Source organism: Pseudomonas sp. SORT22 (genome assembly GCF_018417635.1).
In the GTDB taxonomy this organism is placed as follows: Bacteria; Pseudomonadota; Gammaproteobacteria; order Pseudomonadales; family Pseudomonadaceae; genus Aquipseudomonas.
Window position 1 is genome coordinate 961352 of the sequence record NZ_CP071007.1, and the last position, 19578, is coordinate 980929.

Sequence of the window (19578 nt, forward strand, 5' to 3'; positions counted from 1 at the left end):
AAACAGCGCCCCGTTTGCAGGCTGATGCCAATTATAGGCATGCAGCCTGCGTTACAGGGAGAGGCAGCTCAGCGGGCGACCGGGTTACTTGTCGTCAAGGTTCAGGTGCAGGTTGTCGATCAGGCGGGTAGCTCCGAGGAAGGCGGCTACCAGGATCACCAGATCGCGGTCTTCAGGCGTCGCCGGGCGCAGGCTCAGGGCCTGGCGGACTTCCAGGTAGTCCGGGCGAAAGCCTGCTGCAGCCAGTTGCTGCTGGCCGTTGGCGATAAGCGCCGGGTAGTCGCGTTCGCCTTGCTCGATGGCGGCGGCCATCTGGCTCAGCAGGCGATACAGCGCTGGCGCCGTGGCGCGCTGCTCGTCGCTCAGGTAGCCGTTGCGCGACGACAGCGCCAGGCCGTCTTCGGCGCGCACGGTCGGCTCGCCGATGATCTGGATCGGCATGTTCAGGTCGCGCACCAGCGCGCGGATTACCGCCAGTTGCTGGAAGTCTTTCTGGCCAAATACCGCCAGGTCCGGCTGGACCATGTTGAACAGCTTGCTGACCACCGTCGCCACGCCTTCGAAATGGCCCGGACGGCTGGCACCACAGAGCCCGTCGGACAGCTGCGGGACGCTGACCCGGGTCTGCCCGGCCATGCCGTCGGGGTATATTTCTTCGACAGTGGGGGCGAACAGCAGGTGGCAGCCGGCCTGGAGCAGTTTCTCCTGGTCGGCGGCGAGGGTCCGCGGGTACTTGTCGAGGTCTTCGCTGGGGCCGAACTGCAGCGGGTTGACGAAGATGCTGGCGACGACGAAGTCGACCCGTTGCGCGGCCTTGGTCACCAGCGCGGCATGGCCGCTGTGCAGGTTGCCCATGGTCGGCACGAAGCCGATGCGTTTGCCCTCACTGCGCGCCCGCGCCACGGCGGCGCGCAGTTCGAGGACGGTCTTGACTGTATTCATGCACTGAACCCGTGTTCGCTGGCGGGGAAGCTGACTTCCTTGACGGCGGTTACATAAGCCTTGAGCGCACCTTGAATGTCGCTCTGGCCGGCCATGAAGTTCTTCACGAACTTCGGTACCCGGCCGGTCAGCGACAGGCCGAGCATGTCGTGCAGCACCAGGACCTGGCCGTCGGTGGCGCTACCGGCACCAATACCGATGACCGGAATGCTCACCGCCTGGGTGATTTCGGCGGCAAGTTCGGTCGGCACGCACTCGAGCAGCAACATGGCCGCGCCGGCTTGCTCCAGGGCGATGGCGTCGGCACGCATCTGCCGGGCCTGGTTTTCCTGGCGGCCCTGGACCTTGTAGCCACCGAGGATGTTCACGGTTTGCGGGGTCAGGCCCATGTGCGCGCACACCGGCACGCCACGTTCGGCCAGCAGGCGGATGGTCTCCGCCAGCCAGGCGGCGCCTTCGACCTTGACCATGTGCGCGCCGGCTTGCATCAGCGCGCCGCTGTTGGCGAACGCCTGCTCGGTGGTGGCGCAGGCCATGAACGGCAGGTCGGCAAGAATCAGCGCACCTTCGTTGCCGCGTTTGACGCAGGCAGTGTGATAGGCCATCTCGGCATTGGTTACTGGCAAGGTGCTGTCATGGCCCTGGAGGACCATGCCCAGGGAGTCACCCACCAGCAATACTTCCACGCCGGCACGGCTGGCGGCCTGGGCAAAGGTCGCGTCGTAGCAGGTCAGCATGGTTATTTTCTCACCCTTGGCCTTGAGGCTCTGCAGGGTGGTCAGGGTTACTTCTGGCATGAAAAGGAATCCTCGTTCAGGCGCTGTGAAAAACGACTGCGTACAACGCGTGTATTCATCTTCTGGAACAGCACATCATCGATCGTGGTGTTTGAATTACGACCTGTTCCAGGCCTATATACGCCTTTTTGCGACGCTCGGGGCGCCACGGGACGCCTATAGTCGTGAGCGAGGGGGCTGAAGTCAATTACCCTGTTACCGCATTGTTACTAATGCGCTGTTACGGGCGTTACCGGCTGGGGGAGCGCCCGGCTACAGGCGCTCGAGGCCGACGAACGGGCAATCTGCCAGTAATTGGGACAGGGGCCTTTGATCGGCCAGGCAGAAGTCTTCGGGTACCAGCTCGGCCAGCGGGTAGAGGACGAACGGTCGCGCCTGCATGTGGTAATGCGGCACTTTCAGGCGTGGCACATCGATGACCTGGTCGCCGTACAGCAGGATATCCAGGTCGAGGGTGCGCGGGCCCCAGCGCTCTTTGCGCTCGCGGCCCTGATCGGCCTCAATGGCCTGCAGCGCATCGAGCAGCTCAAGCGGCGCGAGGGCGGTATCCAGCGCTGCCACGGCGTTGGTGTAGCGCGGCTGCCCGGGCGATAGCGATTCGCTGCTGTAGAAAGCCGAAACCCCGGCCAGGGCGCTTTCATGCAACTGCCCCAGCGCCTCGACGGCGCTGCGCAATTGCTGCTCGGGATCGGCCAGGTTGCTGCCCAGGCCAATGAAGGCGCGGACCATCGGTTACTCGCCTGCAGCGCCGTCGGCGCGCTTGCGTTTGCTCGGGCTGCGCTTGCGTTTGCGCGGGCCGGCACCGGCGCCTTCGTCACGGCTGCCGAGCTCACGAATCATGTCGCGGCGCTCGCTGTCGTTGCAGTCCTGGTAGTCAGTCCACCATTGGCCGAGGCCATCGGTTTCTTCGCCCGCGCTTTCACGCAGCAGCAGGAAGTCGTAACCGGCGCGGAAACGCGGGTTGTCGAGCAACAGGTCGGCACGCTTGCCGCTGCGCCGTGGCAGGCGCTCCTGCATGTCCCAGATCTCGCGGATCGGCATGGTGAAGCGCTTGGGGATCGCAATGCGCTGGCATTGTTCGGCGATCAGCTCGTGGGCGGCTTCGTTCATCGCCGGGATCGGCGGCATGCCGCGGCTCTGCAGGCGCAGGGCGCGACCCGGCAGGGCTGGCCAGAGCATCGCGGCGAACAGGAAGGCCGGAGTCACCGGCTTGCCCTGCTTGACACGCAGGTCGGTGTTGATCAAAGCCTGGCTGATCAGGGTGTGGGTGTAGGTCGGGTGTTCTTCGAGCGCTTCGGCACTGGCCGGGAACAGCGGGTTGAACAACTCCAGGTCGACGAGCATTTCAAAGGTGTCGGCAGCCTGCCCGGAGAGGAACAGCTTGAGCGATTCTTCGAACAGGCGCGCCGCCGGGATCTCGCGCAGCATCGGTGCCAGTTGGCGAATCGGCTGCACGGTGTGCTTCTCGATACCGAAGTTGAGCTTGGCGGCGAAACGCACAGCACGCAGCATGCGCACCGGGTCTTCCTGGTAGCGCTGGGTCGGGTCGCCGATCAGGCGGATCAGGCGGTTGCGGATGTCGTGTACGCCGTTGGCGTAGTCGAGGATGCGCTCGCTGACCGGATCGTAATACAGGGCGTTGATGGTGAAGTCGCGGCGTTGGGCGTCTTCTTCCAGGGTGCCGTAGACGTTGTCGCGCAAAATTCGCCCACTCTCGTTACGCGACGAGGTGTGGCTGTTCTCTTCTTCGCTTTCCGGGTGGTTGGCGCGGAAGGTGGCGACTTCGATGATTTCACGGCCGAAATGGATGTGAACCAGCTTGAAACGGCGACCGATGATACGGGCGTTACGAAATTCGCCGCGGACCTGTTCAGGGGTGGCGCTGGTGGCGACGTCGAAGTCCTTGGGGGTGATGCCCAGGAGCTGGTCGCGTACGCAGCCACCGACCAGGTAGGCCTGGTAGCCAGCGTTTTGCAGGCGCTCGACGATGTTCACCGCGTGGCGGCTGAACTGGCCACGTTGCAGCGAATGTTGACCACTATTGATCACTTCGGGCGTGGTGCGGATATGGTGCTGGCCACGCACGGTAGGACGGAATGACTGGAACAGCTTCTTCAGCATGGGATGCACTGTTTGAAGGAATGTTCGGCCAAAAACGAAGAATGGCCGCATGATGGGCGGGGATTCTAGCATTTACTCGGTGGATGGTGTAGGCGGTCGCGTCGGACGACGCGCGGGCAGGCTGGGGCGGCAGAAACTACAAGGGGAGCCGAAGCTCCCCAAGAAGTAGTTGCGTGCTCTTATTGTTTTTTTGCCGGGCTTCTTGTTTTTGTTGAGTGCCCTGCCCACAAAAAAAGCTTGTGGGCGGTCTCCCTAACCGGGATCAAGAGCAAACGGATTGCTTTGGTCGCTGAGGTTGCAATGATCATGCGATCCAACCAGTTCAGGCCCTGCTTGAGTGCAGTTTTTATTGTTCTCTGCCTGGTTGTGGGGCAAGCCCCAAGTACAACTCCTCTCCAAAAGAATCAGTTAGCTGCGCCTCCGCCGTCTTGTTCTTATTGTGCGTGAGCCGATTCGTCTTATTTTTATTGTCTTTTGCAGTGCTTGTTATTGTTCTTGTACCAAACATATAGCAGGTGCCGTGCCAACTTTTGCAAAGCCTAGTAAAACAAGGGCTTGGAGCGGTTTTGCGTGGTTCGCGGGGCGAAAAAAAACCGGGGCTTCGTTACCGTAAGCCCCGGTTTTTGTTACGACTTCGTGCTGCGGTAACAGTTTGTCGCAAGGTGACAGTGTTACCGCCGCCCACCGTCGAAAACTGCTGAAACGCCTCAGCCTTCGCTGGTGGCCCCGCTCTTGCGCCGCGGGATACCCAGGCGCTGACGACGTTCCCACAGGCACTTGCGACTGACTCCGAGTTTGCGTGCAAGCTCGGTCTCGGTCATGTGGTCCTGGTGCTCGAGGACGAAATGCTGGAAGTAGTCCTCCAGCGACAGGTCTTCAGTCGGCTCGTGGCTGGTGTTGCTGGCATTGCTGCCGGTACCCGGCAGGCTGGCAAACGGATCGTCGTCTTCCAGATCGCTCAGTTCGATGTCGATGCCCAGCAGGTCGGCGGAAATTTCCGGGCTCTCGCAGAGGATTACCGCACGCTCCACGGCGTTTTCCAGCTCGCGCACGTTACCTGGCCAGGAGTAATGCCGGATCGCCTGCTCGGCGTCGTGGCCAAAGCGCAGGTCGTTACGCCCCACGCGCGCACTCTGGCGAGCGAGGAAGGCATTGGCGATCTCGTTGACGTCGGCGCCCCGCTCGCGCAGGGCGGGCAACTTGAGGGCGATGACGTGCAGGCGGTAGTAAAGGTCTTCGCGGAACTGGCCGACCTTGGCCAGGTTCTTGAGGTCGCGGTGGGTCGCGGCAATCAGGCGCACATCGACCTTTTGCGATTGCACCGAGCCGACCCGGCGAATCTCGCCTTCCTGCAGCACGCGCAACAGGCGGGCCTGGGCTTCGAGCGGTAGTTCGCCGATTTCGTCGAGGAACAGCGTACCGCCATCGGCGGCTTCGACCAGGCCGGCACGACCGGCGCTGGCACCGGTAAAGGCGCCTTTCTCGTGGCCGAACAGTTCCGATTCGATCAGGGTCTCGGGAATCGCCGCGCAGTTCACCGAGATCATCGGCGCCTTGGCGCGCCGCGAGAGGTTGTGCAGGGCGCGGGCCACCAGCTCTTTACCGGTACCCGACTCGCCCTGGATCAATACATTGGAATCGGTTGGCGCAACCTTGCGGATCTTGCCGTACAGGTCCTGCATCGGCGGGCAGGAACCGATGATGCCGATCTCGCCGTTGGCTGCAGTGCTGGCCGCCTTGTCGCCGGGCACCGCCTTGCCGTTGCCGCGCTCGGCCGGGGCGGCCGGCGCGTTCTGCCGGTCACGCAGGATGCGCGCCACGGCCTGGAGCATTTCGTCGTGATCGAACGGCTTGGCGATGTAGTCCACCGCGCCCATTTTCATCGAGTCGACGGCAGAGCGCAGGCTGGCGTAGCTGGTCATGATCAGCACCGGCGTGCCCTGGCCGAGCTTGATCAGTTCGGTGCCCGGTGCGCCGGGCAGGCGCAGGTCGCTGACAATCAGGTCGAAGGTCGCAATGCTGAAGCGTTCCTGGGCTTCCTGCACCGAGCCGGCCTCGCTGACCTGGTACTGGTTGCGCTCGAGCAATCGGCGCAACGCCGAGCGGATGATGGTTTCGTCTTCGACGATCAGAATATGCGGCATTGATTCAATTCTCTCGACGGTCTCAGTTCACAGCGGACGTCGCTACGACATGGCGCGGCAGGGTCACTCGGATCCGGGTGCCGCGTTGGCTCTGGCTATCGGCCGGGCTGTCGATGGTGATTTGTCCATAATGCTCTTCCACGATGGAATAGACCAGAGCAAGCCCCAGTCCGGTGCCTTCGCCCGGGTCCTTGGTGGTGAAGAAGGGTTCGAACAGACGATCCATGATGTTTTTCGGGATGCCGCTGCCTTCGTCCTCGACGATCAGGTCGACGGTATGCTCGCTGGCTTCGCTCTTGACCCGCACGGCACTGCCGGGCGGGGAGGCGTCGCGGGCGTTGGACAGCAGGTTGATCAGCACCTGGGCCAGGCGTTGCGGGTCGCCCTCGACCCAGTGGTCCGGGTCGCACAGGTTGAAGAACTGTACTTCGAAATTGCGCCGGTTCAAGGCCAGCAGACCGATGGCGTCCTGGGCCACTTCGGCCAGGCACACCGGCTCGTCGCTGTGCTGGTGGCTGCCGGCATGGGCAAAGCTCATCAGCGACTGGACGATGCGCGAGATGCGTTTGGTCTGCTCCAGGATCTGGCTGCTCAGCTCGGTGATCTCGCCGTCCTCTTCGCGCTCTTCGCGCAGGTTCTGCGCAAGGCAGGCAATACCGGTGACCGGGTTGCCGATCTCGTGGGCCACCCCGGCAGCCAGGCGGCCGATGCTGGCCAGGCGCTCGGAGTGCACCAGCTTGTCTTCCAGGGCCTGGGTCTCGGTGAGGTCTTCAACCAGCAGCACCAGGCCGCTGTTACCCGGTGCCAGTGGCTCGTCGATGGCCGCCTTGTGCAGGTTCAGCCAGCGGGTCTGGCCATCGAGGCCCAGGCGTTGTTTGTGCAAGTGTTCGTCGGGCACGTTGATGAAGCCCAAAAGCAGGCCGCGCCAGGGGTCGGCAATGGTGGTCAGGCGCGAGCCGACCACGCGCTTGGCGGGGATGCCGGTGAGCTCTTCCATGGCCTTGTTCCACATCAGGATCTCCTGGTCCTTGGCCAGCGAGCAGACGCCCATCGGCAACTCCTGCAGGGTCTGGCGGTGGTAACGGCGCAGGGCATCGAGCTCGGCGGCAAGGCCGGTCAGGCGCGAGTGGTAGTCTTCCAGGCGGCTTTCGATGAAGTGGATGTCTTCGGTCACGTAGTTTTCGTTACCGGACTTGTAGGGCAGGAAGGTCTCGACCATGTCCTGGGCCACACTCGGGCCCATCAGCCCCGACAGGTTGGCCTCGATACGGTCGCGCAGGCGGCGCAGGGCATACGGGCGGCGCTCGTCGAACGGCAGGTAGAGGTCGCGCAGGGCCTGTTCCACTTCCTTCTGCGCAGCCTTGGCACCTAGCGGCTTGGCCAGTTGCGTGGCGAATTCCTGCGGCGAGGCCGCGTGCAGCTCACGGCGCTGCGGGCGGCGCACGTTATCCACCGCGCAGGCCTCGGCGGCGCTGACTTCTTCACTGCTGGCGTTGGTGAACAGCGAGATCAGGGTAAACAGCAGCACGTTGGCGGCCAGCGAGGCGATCGCAGCCATGTGCCAACTGGTGTCGTCGAGCACATAGATCATGTTCAGCAGCGGGATGTAGAAGCCTTGCAGGTTGCCCACCAGCGGCAACAGCATGGTCACCATCCACACCAGGATCCCCGCCAGCAGGCCGGCAATGAAGCCGCGGCGGTTGGCGGTCGGCCAGTACAGCACCGAGAGCACGCCCGGCAGGAACTGCAAGGTGGCGACGAAGGCGACGATGCCGAGGTTGGCCAGGTCCTGCTGGCTGCCCAGGGTCAGGTAGAAGCCGAAACCGGCGGCGATGATGGCGACGATCAGCGCCCGCCGGGTCCATTTCAGCCAGCGGTAGATGTTGCCCTCGGCCGGTGGCTGGTACAGCGGCAGCACCAGGTGGTTGAGGGCCATGCCCGAAAGCGCCAGGGTGGTGACGATGATCAGCCCGCTGGAGGCCGAGAGCCCACCGATATAGGCCAATAGCGCCAGTGCCTGGTTGTTGGCGGCGATGCCCAGGCCCAGGGTGAAGTATTCCGGGCTGGTGCTGGCGCCCATTTTCAGGCCGGCCCAGAGAATCAATGGCACCGCCAGGCTCATCAGCAGCAGGAACAGCGGCAGGCCCCAACTGGCGCTGACCAGCGAGCGCGGGTTGAGGTTTTCGGTAAAGGCCATGTGGTACATGTGCGGCATGACGATGGCCGAGGCGAAGAACACCAGCAGCAGCGTGCGCCATGGGCCTTCCTGCAAGGGGGTGTGCAGGGCGGCGAGGGCGGTCTGGTTCTGCAGCAGCCAGACTTCCAGCTCATGCGGGCCGCCAAACACGCCGTACAGCGCATACAGGCCAATGCCGCCGAGGGCCAGCAGCTTGATCACCGATTCGAAGGCAATGGCGAACACCAGGCCCTCGTGTTTCTCCCGGGTAGCGATGTGCCGCGAACCGAAGAAAATGGTGAACAGGGTGATCAATGCGCAAAAGGCAAAGGCGACCCGCGCCTTGACCGGTTCGCCGGTCAGAATGCTGATCGAGTCGGCCACCGCCTGGATCTGCAGGGCCAGCAGCGGCAGCACGCCGATCAACATGAAGATGGTGGTCAGCGCCCCGGCCCAGGTACTGCGAAAGCGGAAGGCGATCAGGTCGGCCAGCGACGACAATTGGTAAGTGCGGGTGATCTTCAGGATCGGGTACAGCAGCACCGGTGCCAGCAGAAAGGCCCCGGACACCCCCAGGTAACAGGCGAGAAAGCCGTAGCCGTATTGGTAGGCCAGGCCCACCGAGCCATAAAAGGCCCAGGCACTGGCATAGACGCCCAGCGACAGGGTGTAGGTCAGCGGGTGGCGGATGATCGAGCGCGGGATCATCCCGCGTTCGCTGACCCAGGCCACGCCGAACAGCACCAGCAGGTAGGCGGCGCTGATCAGGATCATCTGGGTCAGGCTAAAGCTCATCGGCATCACGTTGGCTCTGCAGGATAAAGGTCACGACAATCAGGATCAGCCAGAGCAGGTAAGGGCGATACCAGGCTCCGGTTGGCTCGATCCACCAGTCCATGATGGCCGGGGAGAACAGGTAGATCCCCACGACCAGAAGCAGGACCAAACGATAGATATACATGCTGGCCTCAAAGGTTAGGGCGCTGCGGCTTGGACTTATTATTGGCGCAAATGGCTGCGGCGATGGTAACGGGCTTGTGGGTTTTTGCCAAAGAATTGAATTTACTGGGCTTTCTGTGGGGCCGGGCCCCCCAGGGATCAGTGCAGATCGGCCTCGGGCACGCTCAGGCGCCGGGGCAGGGCGTCGGGGTTCCAGTGCAATGCGGCATGCGCCAGCACTTCGCCCGGGGTACCGTACTCCATGCCTGCTTCGGTCTTTTGCCCCAGTGCGCGCAGTGCGCGCAGCAGCAGGGGCGTGGCCTGGTCGGCGGCCAGTGGTGGCGAGCGGTAGGACTTGCCCAGCTTGTGCCCGTCAGGCTGCACGATCAGCGGCACGTGCAGGTAACGCGGCTGCGACAGGCCCAGCAGTTCCTGCAGGTACAGCTGGCGCGGGGTGTTATCCAGCAGGTCGGCGCCGCGCACGATATCGGTCACACCCTGCCAGGCATCATCAAGCACCACCGCCAGTTGATAAGCGTACAGGCCATCGCGACGGCGAATGACAAAGTCACCCACCTCACGGCCCAGGTGCTGTTCGAAACGGCCCTGCACGCGGTCATCGAAATGGTAGGCCAGCTCCGGCACCCGCACGCGGATGGCGGCGCCTTCGCAGGCATGCCCGGCATTGCGGCACAGGCCCGGGTAAACGCCGTTGTAGCCTTCGAGTTGCTTGCGCGAGCAGGTGCAGGCGTAGGCCAGGCCCTGGCGGAACAGGCGTTCGAGCACTTCGGCATAGGCCGCGTGGCGCTGGCTTTGGTAGACCACCTCGCCGTCCCATTCCAGGCCGTAGCTTTCCAGGGTTTGCAGAATGGCGGCCTGGGCGCCGGGAGCTTCGCGGGGCGGGTCGATGTCTTCCATGCGCACCAGCCAGGTGCCGCCGACTGCCCGGGCATCCAGCCACGAGGCCAGGGCCGCGACCAGCGAACCAAAGTGCAGAAATCCACTGGGCGTGGGGGCGAAGCGTCCGATGTAGCGGGAGTCGTTCATGGCGAGCAGGTATGAAAATGAAACGGGGCGCCTGATGCGCCCCGTTCGGATGGGAGAAGGATCAGCCTTTGCCGACCGTTTTTTCTTTCTTCTCCGCGATTTCCTTGCAGTCAAAGCACAGGTCCGCGGTAGGGCGGGCTTCCAGTCGGCGAAGACCGATTTCAACGCCGCAGGCGTCGCACCAGCCGTATTCTTCGTCCTGGATCTTCTGCAGGGTCTTGTCGATTTTCTTGATCAGCTTGCGCTCGCGATCGCGGTTGCGCAGTTCAAGGGCAAATTCTTCTTCCTGGCTGGCGCGGTCGGCGGGGTCCGGGAAATTGGCCGCCTCGTCCTTCATGTGGTCCACAGTCCGGTCCACACTGGTCATCAGCTCCTGCTTCCAGGCACCCAGGAGTTTGACGAAGTGCTTGCGCATGGGATCGCCCATGTACTCTTCACCCTTGGTTACCTGATAGGGCTCGACACCGTACATGGTCTGAGTTTTTTGCTTTTCTAGGGTGGACATGAATAGACCGCCTCTCACTTTTCTAATCCATTGCGCAGGCTGCTCCATCTCCGGCGCCCGCCGGCCCTGCGACTGCGAGCCGCCGAACTTACCAGATCGAATCGGGGTGCGCTACTCCCGGTTGTCAAGGCCAGGGCAACGCTACCTGGCCTTGATGATCTTTGCAGTGGACCGCAGCTTTTGCCACACGTTCGACCCCGCGCGTGGGTAGAATCATTATTCTAGACCCTTTTGAGAGAAGGCTAATGGCCCAGCCCTACAGTGCGCGCAGCCGCGCCATCGAACCTTTCCACGTGATGGCCCTGCTGGCCCGCGCCAACGAGCTGCAAGCGAGCGGCTGCGACGTGATCCACCTGGAAATCGGCGAACCGGATTTCACCACCGCCGCGCCGATCATCGAGGCCGGCCAGGCCGCACTGGCCCAGGGGCATACCCGTTATACCGCTGCCCGCGGGCTGCCGGCGCTGCGCGAAGCGATTGCCGGGTTCTACCAGCAGCGCTACGGGCTGAGCATCGACCCGCAGCGCATCCTCATCACCCCGGGCGGTTCCGGCGCCTTGCTGCTGGCCGCCAGCCTGTTGGTCGACCCGGGCAAGCACTGGCTGCTGGCCGACCCCGGCTACCCGTGCAACCGGCATTTTTTGCGCCTGGTCGAAGGCGCCGCGCAACTGGTGCCGGTGGGGCCAGAGGTGAATTATCAATTGACCGCCGATCTGGTCGAGCGCTACTGGGACCAGGACACCGTCGGCGCCCTGGTGGCGTCACCTGCCAACCCCACCGGCACGGTGCTCGATCGCAACGAGCTGGCAAGCCTCTCGGCTGCCACCCGCGCGCGTAACGGCCATTTGGTGGTGGACGAGATCTACCACGGCCTGACCTACGGCATGGATGCACCGAGCGTGCTGGAAGTCGACGACGAAGCCTTCGTCCTGAATAGTTTTTCCAAGTATTTCGGCATGACCGGCTGGCGCCTGGGCTGGCTGGTGGCGCCACCGGCTGCGGTGGCTGACCTCGAAAAGCTGGCGCAGAACCTCTACATCAGTGCCCCGAGCATGGCCCAGCATGCCGCCCTGGCGTGTTTCCAGCCTGGCACCCTGGCGATTCTCGAAGAACGTCGGGCCGAGTTCGCCCGCCGCCGCGATTTCCTCTTGCCGGCCTTGCGTGAGCTGGGCTTCAAGATAGCCGTAGAGCCACAGGGTGCCTTTTATCTGTACGCCGACATCAGCGCCTTTGGCGGCGATGCCTTTGCCTTCTGCCGGCACTTCCTCGAAACCGAGCACGTGGCCTTCACCCCGGGCCTGGACTTCGGTCGCCACCAGGCCGGGCACCATGTGCGCTTTGCCTACACCCAGAGCTTGCCGCGCCTGCAGGAGGCGGTCGAGCGGATTGCCCGCGGACTACGGAGCTGGCAAGGCTGATGCGCTTTTCTCCCCCCCTTGAAACCGCACGTTTGCTGCGCCGCTACAAGCGCTTCCTGGCTGACATCGAGCTGGCCAGCGGCGAGCAAATGACCATCCATTGCCCCAATACCGGCTCGATGTTCAATTGCATGGTCGAGGGCGGCCAGGTCTGGTTCAGCCGCTCCAACGACCCTAAGCGCAAGCTGCCCGGCACCTGGGAAATCAGTGAAACCCCGCAGGGGCGCCTGGCCTGTGTCAACACCGGGCGCGCCAACGCGCTGGTGGAAGAAGCCTTGCGTGCTGGCGTCATCAGCGAACTGGCCGGGTTTACCGGGCTCAAGCGCGAAGTGGCTTACGGCGAGGAGAGCAGCCGGGTGGATTTTCGCCTGGAGTTTGCCGAAGGGCCGGCCTATGTCGAGGTCAAGAGCGTCACCCTGGGCTTTGACGACTCGGCAGTCGCCGCCTTCCCTGACGCCGTCACCCAGCGCGGTGCCAAGCACCTGCGCGAGCTGGCGACCCTGGCCCGCCAGGGTGTGCGCGCGGTGCAGCTATATTGTGTGAACCTCAGCGGGGTCGAAGCCGTACGCCCTGCCGACGAGATCGACAGCGCCTATGCCGATGCCCTGCGCGCAGCGGTGGCCGATGGCGTCGAAGTGCTTGCCTACGGCACGCGGATCGATGGCGAACAGGTTTATATCGATCGGCCTTTGCCGGTGTTGCTCAGTCGATAAGCCAGATGCCCTGGCTGTCTTCGCGACAGTTCAGGGCCGTCAATTGCTCGCCCTCGCAAGGGCCGGCCACGCATTCGCCGGACTCGATCAGAAACAGCGCGCCGTGGCGCCCGCAGGCAATCAGGCTGGCGCTGCTGTCGAGAAAGGCGTCAGGTTCCCAATTCAGGGGGATGCCACGATGAGGGCAGTGATTGCGGTACAGGTAGACTGTGCCCGCACGCCGGACCGCGAAAATCCCCAGGTCATTGACACTGAAGCCTCGGCTCTGGCCTTCGCCCAGGTGCTCGGAATGACAAAGAAAATGCATGGTGAGGGTTACTCGAAGTCACAGTGACGGCTTGACGTGCAAATGCAAATAATTATCAAATTGCCTGCATCAGCCGTATCGGACGCTTTATACCGTGCGTCCCCGGCATTATCCACCCGGATTGCCGCTCCTCCTCATTCAAGGAAGCCTGTTATGCGCCCACGTGCCCGCCTGATCGCCCTGTGTGCCGGTCTTGTGTTCAACACCCTGGCCCAGGCCGACACCTTGCCGCAGCGCTGGGTCAGCGCCGGTGGGGCACTGAGCGAGTGGGTGGCGGCGCTGGGCGGCGAGCAGAAGCTGGTCGGGGTCGATACCACCAGTCAGCATCCGCAATCGCTCAAGGCCTTGCCGAGTATCGGTTATCAGCGCCAGCTGTCCGCCGAAGGGGTGCTGAGCCTGCGTCCGGATGTGCTGGTGGGCACCGAAGAAATGGGCCCGCCGCCGGTGCTCGCGCAAATCCGCGGCGCCGGGGTCAAGGTCGAACTGCTGTCGAGCAAGGCCGACCTGGGTGCGGTGGAAAGCAACTTGCAGCAACTGGGGCGCTTGCTCGGCAATGAGCAACAAGCCCGGCAACTGTTCGCCGACTACCGCCGGCAACTCGATGAGCTGCAGGGCAAGATCAAGCAACTGCAAACCACCCAGGCCGCTCCCGGAGTGATTCTGCTGGTCGGTCATGCCGGCTCCAAACCGATGATCGCCGGCAAAGGCACCGCTGGCGACTGGTTGCTCAAACAGGCCGGTGCGCGCAACCTGGCGGATAACGAAGGCTACAAGAACTTCTCTGTCGAGGCCTTGGCAGCCCTTGACCCGGATGTGCTGGTGTTCGCCGACCGCAGCCTCAGCGGTGAGCAGGCCTTGCAGGCGCTGCTCAAGGAAAACCCGGCCCTGAATGCTTCGCGCGCCGCCCGTAACAAACGCCTGATCGAACTGGACCCGACCTTGCTGGTGGGGGGGCTCGGCCCGCGTCTGCCGGTTACCTTGCAGAACCTTTCCCACGCCTTTTACCCGACCGCGCAATGAACCGGCTGGTCAAGCCGCGCACGCTGTTCGTCACCCTGACGCTGCTGTGCCTGTTGGCGATCTGGTTGTCGCTGGCGCTGGGGCCGGTCAGCCTGCCGTTGTTCGATACTCTGCGCGCCGGAGCCCGGTTGATCGGGCTGCCGGTGGCCGGCGACGGGCTGGAGCAGGCCGAGCTGATCCTCGGCCAGATCCGCTTGCCACGGACCCTGCTGGGGTTGGCCGTGGGTGCCGTGCTGGCGCTGTCCGGGGTGGCGATGCAGGGGCTGTTTCGCAACCCGCTGGCCGACCCCGGCCTGGTCGGGGTGTCTGCGGGTGCCGCGCTCGGTGCGGCAGTGGCGATTGTCGGCGGCTCGTGGATGGGCGGTATTCCCGAGGCCTTCGGCCCTTATCTGTTATCGCTGTGTGCATTTCTTGGTGGCCTGGGGGTGACGGCGCTGGTGTATCGCCTGGGCCGGCGCGATGGCCAGACCAACGTGGCGACCATGCTCCTTGCCGGCATCGCCTTGACCGCCCTGGCCGGCGCGGCGGTAGGGCTGTTCACTTACCTGGCCGATGACGCCACCTTGCGCACCCTGACGTTCTGGAACCTGGGCAGCCTCAATGGCGCCAGTTACCAGCGCCTGTGGCCGCTGGTGCTGGTGACCGTGGGGGTCTCGCTGTGGCTGCCACGCCGGGCCCAGGCCTTGAATGCCTTGTTGCTGGGCGAGTCCGAAGCCCGTCACCTGGGCATCGAGGTCGAGAAGCTCAAGCGCGAACTGGTGTTCTGCACGGCGCTGGGGGTGGGCGCGGCAGTCGCGGCGGCGGGGCTGATCGGCTTTATCGGCCTGGTGGTGCCGCACCTGGTGCGTTTGCTGGCTGGGCCGGACCACCGCGTATTGCTGCCGGCATCCTTGCTGGCCGGCGCTTCGCTGTTGCTGTTCGCCGACCTGATCGCGCGCTTGGCGCTGGCACCTGCGGAACTGCCGATCGGTATCGTTACCGCGTTCATCGGTGCGCCGTTCTTCCTCTATCTGCTGTTGCGGGGGCGTGCCTGATGCTGTGTGTCGAAAACCTGTCGCTGCGCCGTGGCGAAAACCAGGTCCTCAGCGATATCAGCCTGGCCCTGCAGCCCGGCCAGGTACTGGGCGTGCTGGGCCCCAACGGTGCCGGTAAAAGCAGCCTGCTCGGGGTGATGTGCGGTGAGTTGAATCCCAGCCACGGACGGGTGAGCCTGGATGACCGCGGGCTGTGCGACTGGCCCGGGCAGCAGCGGGCCCAGCGCCTGGCGGTGCTGCCGCAGGTGTCCAGCCTGGGCTTTGCCTTCAAGGTCGAAGAAGTGGTCGGCATGGGTCGCTTGCCGCATAAAACCGGTCTTGAGCGCGACCAGCAGATCATCGACGCGGCCCTACAGGCGGCCGATGCCGGCCACCTGCTCGGGCGCAGCTATCTGGCGCTCTCTGGTGGCGAGCGTCAGCGCGTGCACCTGGCGCGGGTACTGGCGCAGCTGTGGCCAGGCGAAGACGGGCGCATCCTGCTGCTCGACGAGCCGACCTCGATGCTCGACCCGCTGCACCAGCACACCACCTTGCAAGCGGTGCGCGAATTCGCCGATCGCGGCGCCGCGGTGATGGTCATCCTTCATGACCTGAACCTGGCGGCACGCTACTGTGATCGTATCCTCTTGCTCGAACAGGGTCGCAGCCATGCCCTGGATACCCCGCAGCAGGTATTGCGCCCCGATTCGCTCAAGGCGGTGTTCGGCATCGATGTGCTGGTCCAGCCTCACCCCGAGCGGGGGCACCCGCTGATCATCGCCCGTTAGGAGTACCGCCCATGCGTTGTCCCCGCTTGCCCGCATTGTTGCTGTTGCTGGTCTGGGGGCTCGCCGGCTGCCAGTCCCGGGCCGAAGTACCGCCATTGCCCGCCTGGCAAAGCCCCGAAGGCCGCGATCATGCCGAGCTTGGGCAGATTCGTGAGCTGAGCAGCGGGCGCCTGTTGACGCCCGCGCAACTGCTGGAGCGGCTGGCGCAGGCGCCGCGGCTGCTGGTAGGCGAGAAACACGACAACCCCGACCACCATGCCCTGCAGTTGTGGCTGCTGCGCGCCCTGCAGGGGCAACGGCCGCAGGGCAGCCTGCTGCTGGAGATGCTGCAGCCGGTGCAGCAAGCCAAGGTCGATGCGCTGAAGCAGCAGGCCTTGCCGGCCGATCTGCCGCTGGCGCTTGGCTGGCAGCAAGGCTGGGATTGGGCCCTGTACGGACCGATCGTCCGCGAGGCCCTGGGCCAGCCATACCCGTTGCTGGCCGCCAACCTCGACACCGAGGAGGTGCGCAGCCTCTATCGCCGGCCGCCACCCTTGAAAGGTGAGCGCTCGACCGCCGCCAAGGTCCGGGCCGTGCTGCTGGAGCAAGTCCGGGAGTCCCATTGCGGCCTGCTGCCCGAAAGCCAGTTGCCGGCGATGCTGGCGGTTCAGCAACAGCGCGACCGGCGTATGGCCGAGCGCCTGCTGGCCGCGCCACAGCCAGCGTTGCTGTTAGCCGGTGGCTATCACGTGCGCAAGGACATCGGCGTGCCCTTGCATTTGGCCGACCTGGGCGCCGAAGCCGGCACGCAGGTGTTGATGCTCGCCGAAGTGGGGCAGGGGGTTGATGCGCAGCTGGCTGATTATGTCTGGTACACCCCGGCTTTGCCGGAGCAGGACTACTGCGCGCAGATGCGTAAGGGCGAGTAAAAAGCCCAGGCAAAAAAAGACCCGGCAAAGTGCCGGGTCAATAACCGTGATTAGCCTGATGAGGAGATAATCTGAGAGTCCGAACCAGGGGCTTTCAGGTTACCCAACCAGTCTCGCGACCAGTTGTGATAATCATAACGATTCTCATTTCGTAGTCAAGTGTCGTGATTCAAAATTCCCGATTATTTTTCTGTACGGCAATTTTGCCGTCGAGTTGCTGGTTCAGGGCTTCCTTGCGTTCAGCCGGAATATCGTTCCAGTGCACATCGAGCAAGGCGCCTTCAATCGCGTACAGCAGCACCTTCGAGGCCCGGAAACCCCGGGTACGGACGGCCTTGTAGGCGTTGACCGCACCCAGCCGGCGTAGGTCCGAAGCACTGTGGATGCCGACCGCATGCAGCCACTGCGCAGAAGTCTTGCCAAGGTTTTTCAGATGCTGGAGTTCATCGTTCATCAAGCCTCCTTGCGACGGCTGAACGGGTCTTGATTTAGTAATCGCGGCAGGTCAATGAGCAGTGTAGCGGCACTTGGGAAATACGCGGCGTTTTGCCATCCATGTGCCGACGGGTAGCCGAAAGCCCCCGCCAGGCCACGGCCGGCGGGGGTTTCGAAGGTTGCTGTCAGCGTGTGCGGTAGCGCAGGCGGGTGCCGAAGTTGACCGACATGAGAATCTCGTCGGCGCTCAGTTCGCTGGGAAAGTAGGTGCCGGAAATCTGTGCATGGGCCAGGCTTGCGCCTTCCAGGCCGTTGTGACGCAGGTCCAGGCCGCGCAGGTCGGAGGCGCGAAAGTAAGCATCGGTGAAGTCGATGCCGGTGGTGTCCAGCTCGCGCAGGTCGAGCCCGCGAAAATCGCCGCCACGAAAGTCGACGGTGCCATCCTTGGGTTTCTCGCGATTGAAACTGGCGATCTGTTCGTCATGCACCAGCGCATACAGCGCGCTGTCCAGTTGCCGTGGCTGATTCATGAGGCGCCTCCTTGTTTGCACTTGTGGTGACACTATAGTGCCATCATCAAGGGGGCGCCCGGAATCAGGCGTGAACTGTCGACTGCTTCACGTCCTGGGTGGTATCAGAGCCCGGGCAGGCGCTGGCGGATCTGCTTGACCAACAGGTCGAGGCTGCCACTTTCGTTGGTTTCCACGCGCTTGCTTTGCAGCAGCTCTTCGGCGCTGAGCGGATCACGGCTGGCCTGTTGCGCCTTGACCACGTCCAGGGTGGCATCCGACGGATCGTTCTGATCGGCCTGACGCTGGGCCAGCCAGCTGGCGATCACCGCATCCGGGGCGTTGCAGTCGAGGATCAGGAACGGCACGCCGGTTTCGCTGGCAACGCCGGCGGCGGCCTGGCGCTGCTCGTGCTTGAGGTAGGTGGCGTCGATAACTACCGGGAAGCCAGCACGCAGGATGGTTTCGGCCAGCTGGTGCAGACGCTGGTAGGTGGCCTGGCTGGCGTCTTCGCTATAGATGCCGGCTTGCAACTGACCGGCATTGGCGCTGGCTTGCTCACCGAACATGCGCTTGCGCTCGACGTCCGAACGCAGGCGAATGGCGCCCAGGGCGTCGACCAGGCGCATGGCCACGTGGCTCTTGCCGACTGCAGACACACCATGGGTGATGGCCAAAAAGCGCGAAGGGATGGCGCTGTAGCTTTCCGCCAGGTTGGCATAGTTGCGGTAGGTGCGCAGGGTAGTGGCGCGCTGCACCGCATCGGCGTTGGCCGGCATGCTGAACAGGGCGACCTTGGCCCGGACCAGGGCGCGGTAGGCCTTGTAGAAGTTCAGCAGTTCCAGGCCGGCGTAGTCACCGGTGAGTTCCAGGTACTGGCTGACGAAGCGGCGCGACAGCGATTTCAGCCCGCGGTCTTCGAGGTCCATGGCCAGGAACGCGGCATCGGCGTAGACGTCGGTCAGGCGGAACGGTTCGTTGAATTCAATGCAGTCGAAAATCACCACCTTGCCATCGATCAGGGTGGCGTTGCCCAGGTGGATGTCACCGTGGCATTCGCGAATGAAACCTTCGGCCTTGCGCTGCTCGAGCAGGCCATGCAGGCGCTTGAAGCTGTCCTGGGCCCAGGCTTGCAGGGCATCGAGTTGCTGCAGGTCGGCCTTGTCGGAAAGGAACGGGCGAATCTGCTCGAAGTTCTGCTCGACCGGGGCCATGACGCTGTCCGGCGTGCCTAGCGGATGCTCGACGGCAACTTTTGGCGCGGCCAGGTGGAAGCGGGCGATCTGCTCGGCCATCTGGTCGATGTGCGCGGCGGTCAGTTCGCTGTTGGCCTGCAGGGTGCTGAGCATCTGGCTCTGGGGGAACTGGCGCATTTTCAGCGCGTATTCGATCGGCTCGCCTTCGCCGCCCAGTTGGGGCGCTTCGGCGCTGCCGGTGATCGGCAGTACTTCCAGGTACAGGTCGTCGGTCAGGCGCTGGTTCAGGCGCAGCTCTTCGGCGCAGAAGTGGGCACGCTGGGACAGCTCGGTAAAATCGAGGAAACCGAAGTTCATCGGCTTCTTGATCTTGTAGGCATAGTCACCGGTGAGCAGCACCCAGGATATATGCGTCTCGATGACCTGAAATGCCTTCACCGGGTGAGGGAACAGGGCGGGATTCTGCAGGGCTGTGATCAAGGCTTGGCTCACGGGCGATCCTTCTGGGTCGGAGATTCGAATCGGCCATTATGGCCGCAAGCGGGGCTGGTGCAAACCGCCGGAGGGCGCCTGTCGATGATTGATAAAGTGCGTATAATC

General features: G+C 63.7%; 19 protein-coding genes. 6 read left to right on the top strand and 13 right to left on the bottom strand.

The annotated features are described in order from the left end of the window. Positions 1-84 precede the first annotated feature (84 nt). The 9 genes from panC to dksA form a co-directional block, all read right to left on the bottom strand. Positions 85-942 (bottom strand): pantoate--beta-alanine ligase, encoded by an 858-nt coding sequence (gene panC, locus JYG36_RS04560; protein ID WP_093379332.1) that lies wholly within the window; start codon positions 940-942, stop codon positions 85-87. Further along, positions 939-1739: a 3-methyl-2-oxobutanoate hydroxymethyltransferase gene (gene panB, locus JYG36_RS04565; protein WP_045199705.1), complete on the bottom strand. Its 801-nt coding sequence runs from the start codon at positions 1737-1739 to the stop codon at positions 939-941. The genes panC and panB overlap by 4 nt, the downstream gene beginning before the upstream one ends. Positions 1740-1991: 252 nt before the next feature. Then, positions 1992-2468, bottom strand: a complete 477-nt coding sequence (gene folK / locus JYG36_RS04570) for a 2-amino-4-hydroxy-6-hydroxymethyldihydropteridine diphosphokinase (RefSeq protein WP_093379337.1) — start codon at positions 2466-2468, stop codon at positions 1992-1994. A 3-nt stretch (positions 2469-2471) separates the two neighbouring features. Further along, positions 2472-3860 (bottom strand): polynucleotide adenylyltransferase PcnB, encoded by a 1389-nt coding sequence (locus JYG36_RS04575; RefSeq protein WP_045199703.1) that lies wholly within the window; start codon positions 3858-3860, stop codon positions 2472-2474. Positions 3861-4567: 707 nt separating this feature from the next. Continuing rightward, complete coding sequence (locus JYG36_RS04580) at positions 4568-6004, bottom strand: sigma-54-dependent transcriptional regulator (protein WP_045199702.1); 1437 nt, start codon at positions 6002-6004, stop codon at positions 4568-4570. 22 nt (positions 6005-6026) lie between these two features. Further along, complete coding sequence (locus JYG36_RS04585) at positions 6027-8981, bottom strand: sensor histidine kinase (protein WP_176794212.1); 2955 nt, start codon at positions 8979-8981, stop codon at positions 6027-6029. Beyond that, entirely contained in the window at positions 8965-9141 is a 177-nt protein-coding gene (locus JYG36_RS04590; protein WP_003250005.1) for a hypothetical protein, read from the bottom strand. Before JYG36_RS04590 ends, JYG36_RS04585 begins: the two co-directional genes overlap by 17 nt. Before the next feature lie 137 nt (positions 9142-9278). Beyond that, entirely contained in the window at positions 9279-10166 is an 888-nt protein-coding gene (gene gluQRS, locus JYG36_RS04595; RefSeq protein ID WP_045199699.1) for a tRNA glutamyl-Q(34) synthetase GluQRS, read from the bottom strand. A 61-nt stretch (positions 10167-10227) separates the two neighbouring features. After that, positions 10228-10671: an RNA polymerase-binding protein DksA gene (gene dksA, locus JYG36_RS04600; RefSeq protein ID WP_045199697.1), complete on the bottom strand. Its 444-nt coding sequence runs from the start codon at positions 10669-10671 to the stop codon at positions 10228-10230. Between the two features lie 245 nt (positions 10672-10916). On the opposite strand from dksA, the gene JYG36_RS04605 reads away from it, so the two are divergent. Together JYG36_RS04605 and sfsA are read left to right on the top strand one after the other, a co-directional pair. Continuing rightward, the gene (locus JYG36_RS04605; protein ID WP_123565181.1) at positions 10917-12089 is read left to right on the top strand and encodes a pyridoxal phosphate-dependent aminotransferase; all 1173 of its coding nucleotides are present in this window, start codon (positions 10917-10919) and stop codon (positions 12087-12089) included. Then, a complete protein-coding gene (sfsA, locus tag JYG36_RS04610; RefSeq protein ID WP_045199693.1) occupies positions 12089-12802 on the top strand; it encodes a DNA/RNA nuclease SfsA in 714 nt (237 codons plus the stop codon). Before JYG36_RS04605 ends, sfsA begins: the two co-directional genes overlap by 1 nt. Here the strand turns inward: sfsA and JYG36_RS04615 are convergent. Beyond that, positions 12792-13109, bottom strand: coding sequence for a Rieske (2Fe-2S) protein (locus JYG36_RS04615; protein WP_045199691.1), 318 nt, complete (start codon positions 13107-13109; stop codon positions 12792-12794). The two genes, sfsA and JYG36_RS04615, sit on opposite strands and share 11 nt — an antisense overlap. Before the next feature lie 153 nt (positions 13110-13262). On the opposite strand from JYG36_RS04615, the gene JYG36_RS04620 reads away from it, so the two are divergent. The 4 genes from JYG36_RS04620 to JYG36_RS04635 are packed head-to-tail and all read left to right on the top strand — an operon-like array spanning position 13263 to position 16838. Continuing rightward, on the top strand, positions 13263-14129 hold the full coding sequence (locus JYG36_RS04620) for a heme/hemin ABC transporter substrate-binding protein (protein WP_213603208.1): 867 nt from the start codon (positions 13263-13265) through the stop codon (positions 14127-14129). 50 nt (positions 14130-14179) lie between these two features. Next, on the top strand, positions 14180-15163 hold the full coding sequence (locus JYG36_RS04625; protein ID WP_176794317.1) for a FecCD family ABC transporter permease: 984 nt from the start codon (positions 14180-14182) through the stop codon (positions 15161-15163). Further along, complete coding sequence (locus JYG36_RS04630; RefSeq protein WP_045199685.1) at positions 15163-15930, top strand: heme ABC transporter ATP-binding protein; 768 nt, start codon at positions 15163-15165, stop codon at positions 15928-15930. Before JYG36_RS04625 ends, JYG36_RS04630 begins: the two co-directional genes overlap by 1 nt. A gap of 11 nt (positions 15931-15941) precedes the next feature. Next, entirely contained in the window at positions 15942-16838 is an 897-nt protein-coding gene (locus JYG36_RS04635) for a ChaN family lipoprotein (RefSeq protein WP_213603210.1), read from the top strand. Between the two features lie 169 nt (positions 16839-17007). Here JYG36_RS04635 and JYG36_RS04640 read toward each other — a convergent pair whose 3' ends face one another. The 3 genes from JYG36_RS04640 to JYG36_RS04650 all read right to left on the bottom strand — a co-directional run bounded on the left by JYG36_RS04640 (position 17008) and on the right by JYG36_RS04650 (position 19470). Beyond that, entirely contained in the window at positions 17008-17292 is a 285-nt protein-coding gene (locus JYG36_RS04640) for a TfoX/Sxy family protein (protein WP_045199681.1), read from the bottom strand. 166 nt (positions 17293-17458) lie between these two features. Further along, the gene (locus tag JYG36_RS04645) at positions 17459-17803 is read right to left on the bottom strand and encodes a pentapeptide repeat-containing protein (protein ID WP_045199678.1); all 345 of its coding nucleotides are present in this window, start codon (positions 17801-17803) and stop codon (positions 17459-17461) included. A 104-nt stretch (positions 17804-17907) separates the two neighbouring features. Next, the gene (locus tag JYG36_RS04650; RefSeq protein ID WP_045199676.1) at positions 17908-19470 is read right to left on the bottom strand and encodes a bifunctional aminoglycoside phosphotransferase/ATP-binding protein; all 1563 of its coding nucleotides are present in this window, start codon (positions 19468-19470) and stop codon (positions 17908-17910) included. Between the last annotated feature and the right edge of the window lie 108 nt (positions 19471-19578).

Excerpts from the sequence above, each read along its gene's own strand:
- panC (WP_093379332.1), bottom strand. The coding sequence starts at position 942 with ATGAATACAGTCAAGACCGTCCTCGAACTGCGCGCCGCCGTGGCGCGG.
- panB (WP_045199705.1), bottom strand. The coding sequence starts at position 1,739 with ATGCCAGAAGTAACCCTGACCACCCTGCAGAGCCTCAAGGCCAAGGGT.
- folK (WP_093379337.1), bottom strand. The coding sequence starts at position 2,468 with ATGGTCCGCGCCTTCATTGGCCTGGGCAGCAACCTGGCCGATCCCGAG.
- JYG36_RS04575 (WP_045199703.1), bottom strand. The coding sequence starts at position 3,860 with ATGCTGAAGAAGCTGTTCCAGTCATTCCGTCCTACCGTGCGTGGCCAG.
- JYG36_RS04580 (WP_045199702.1), bottom strand. The coding sequence starts at position 6,004 with ATGCCGCATATTCTGATCGTCGAAGACGAAACCATCATCCGCTCGGCG.
- JYG36_RS04585 (WP_176794212.1), bottom strand. The coding sequence starts at position 8,981 with ATGCCGATGAGCTTTAGCCTGACCCAGATGATCCTGATCAGCGCCGCC.
- JYG36_RS04590 (WP_003250005.1), bottom strand. The coding sequence starts at position 9,141 with ATGTATATCTATCGTTTGGTCCTGCTTCTGGTCGTGGGGATCTACCTG.
- gluQRS (WP_045199699.1), bottom strand. The coding sequence starts at position 10,166 with ATGAACGACTCCCGCTACATCGGACGCTTCGCCCCCACGCCCAGTGGA.
- dksA (WP_045199697.1), bottom strand. The coding sequence starts at position 10,671 with ATGTCCACCCTAGAAAAGCAAAAAACTCAGACCATGTACGGTGTCGAG.
- JYG36_RS04605 (WP_123565181.1), top strand. The coding sequence starts at position 10,917 with ATGGCCCAGCCCTACAGTGCGCGCAGCCGCGCCATCGAACCTTTCCAC.
- sfsA (WP_045199693.1), top strand. The coding sequence starts at position 12,089 with ATGCGCTTTTCTCCCCCCCTTGAAACCGCACGTTTGCTGCGCCGCTAC.
- JYG36_RS04615 (WP_045199691.1), bottom strand. The coding sequence starts at position 13,109 with ATGCATTTTCTTTGTCATTCCGAGCACCTGGGCGAAGGCCAGAGCCGA.
- JYG36_RS04620 (WP_213603208.1), top strand. The coding sequence starts at position 13,263 with ATGCGCCCACGTGCCCGCCTGATCGCCCTGTGTGCCGGTCTTGTGTTC.
- JYG36_RS04630 (WP_045199685.1), top strand. The coding sequence starts at position 15,163 with ATGCTGTGTGTCGAAAACCTGTCGCTGCGCCGTGGCGAAAACCAGGTC.
- JYG36_RS04635 (WP_213603210.1), top strand. The coding sequence starts at position 15,942 with ATGCGTTGTCCCCGCTTGCCCGCATTGTTGCTGTTGCTGGTCTGGGGG.
- JYG36_RS04640 (WP_045199681.1), bottom strand. The coding sequence starts at position 17,292 with ATGAACGATGAACTCCAGCATCTGAAAAACCTTGGCAAGACTTCTGCG.
- JYG36_RS04645 (WP_045199678.1), bottom strand. The coding sequence starts at position 17,803 with ATGAATCAGCCACGGCAACTGGACAGCGCGCTGTATGCGCTGGTGCAT.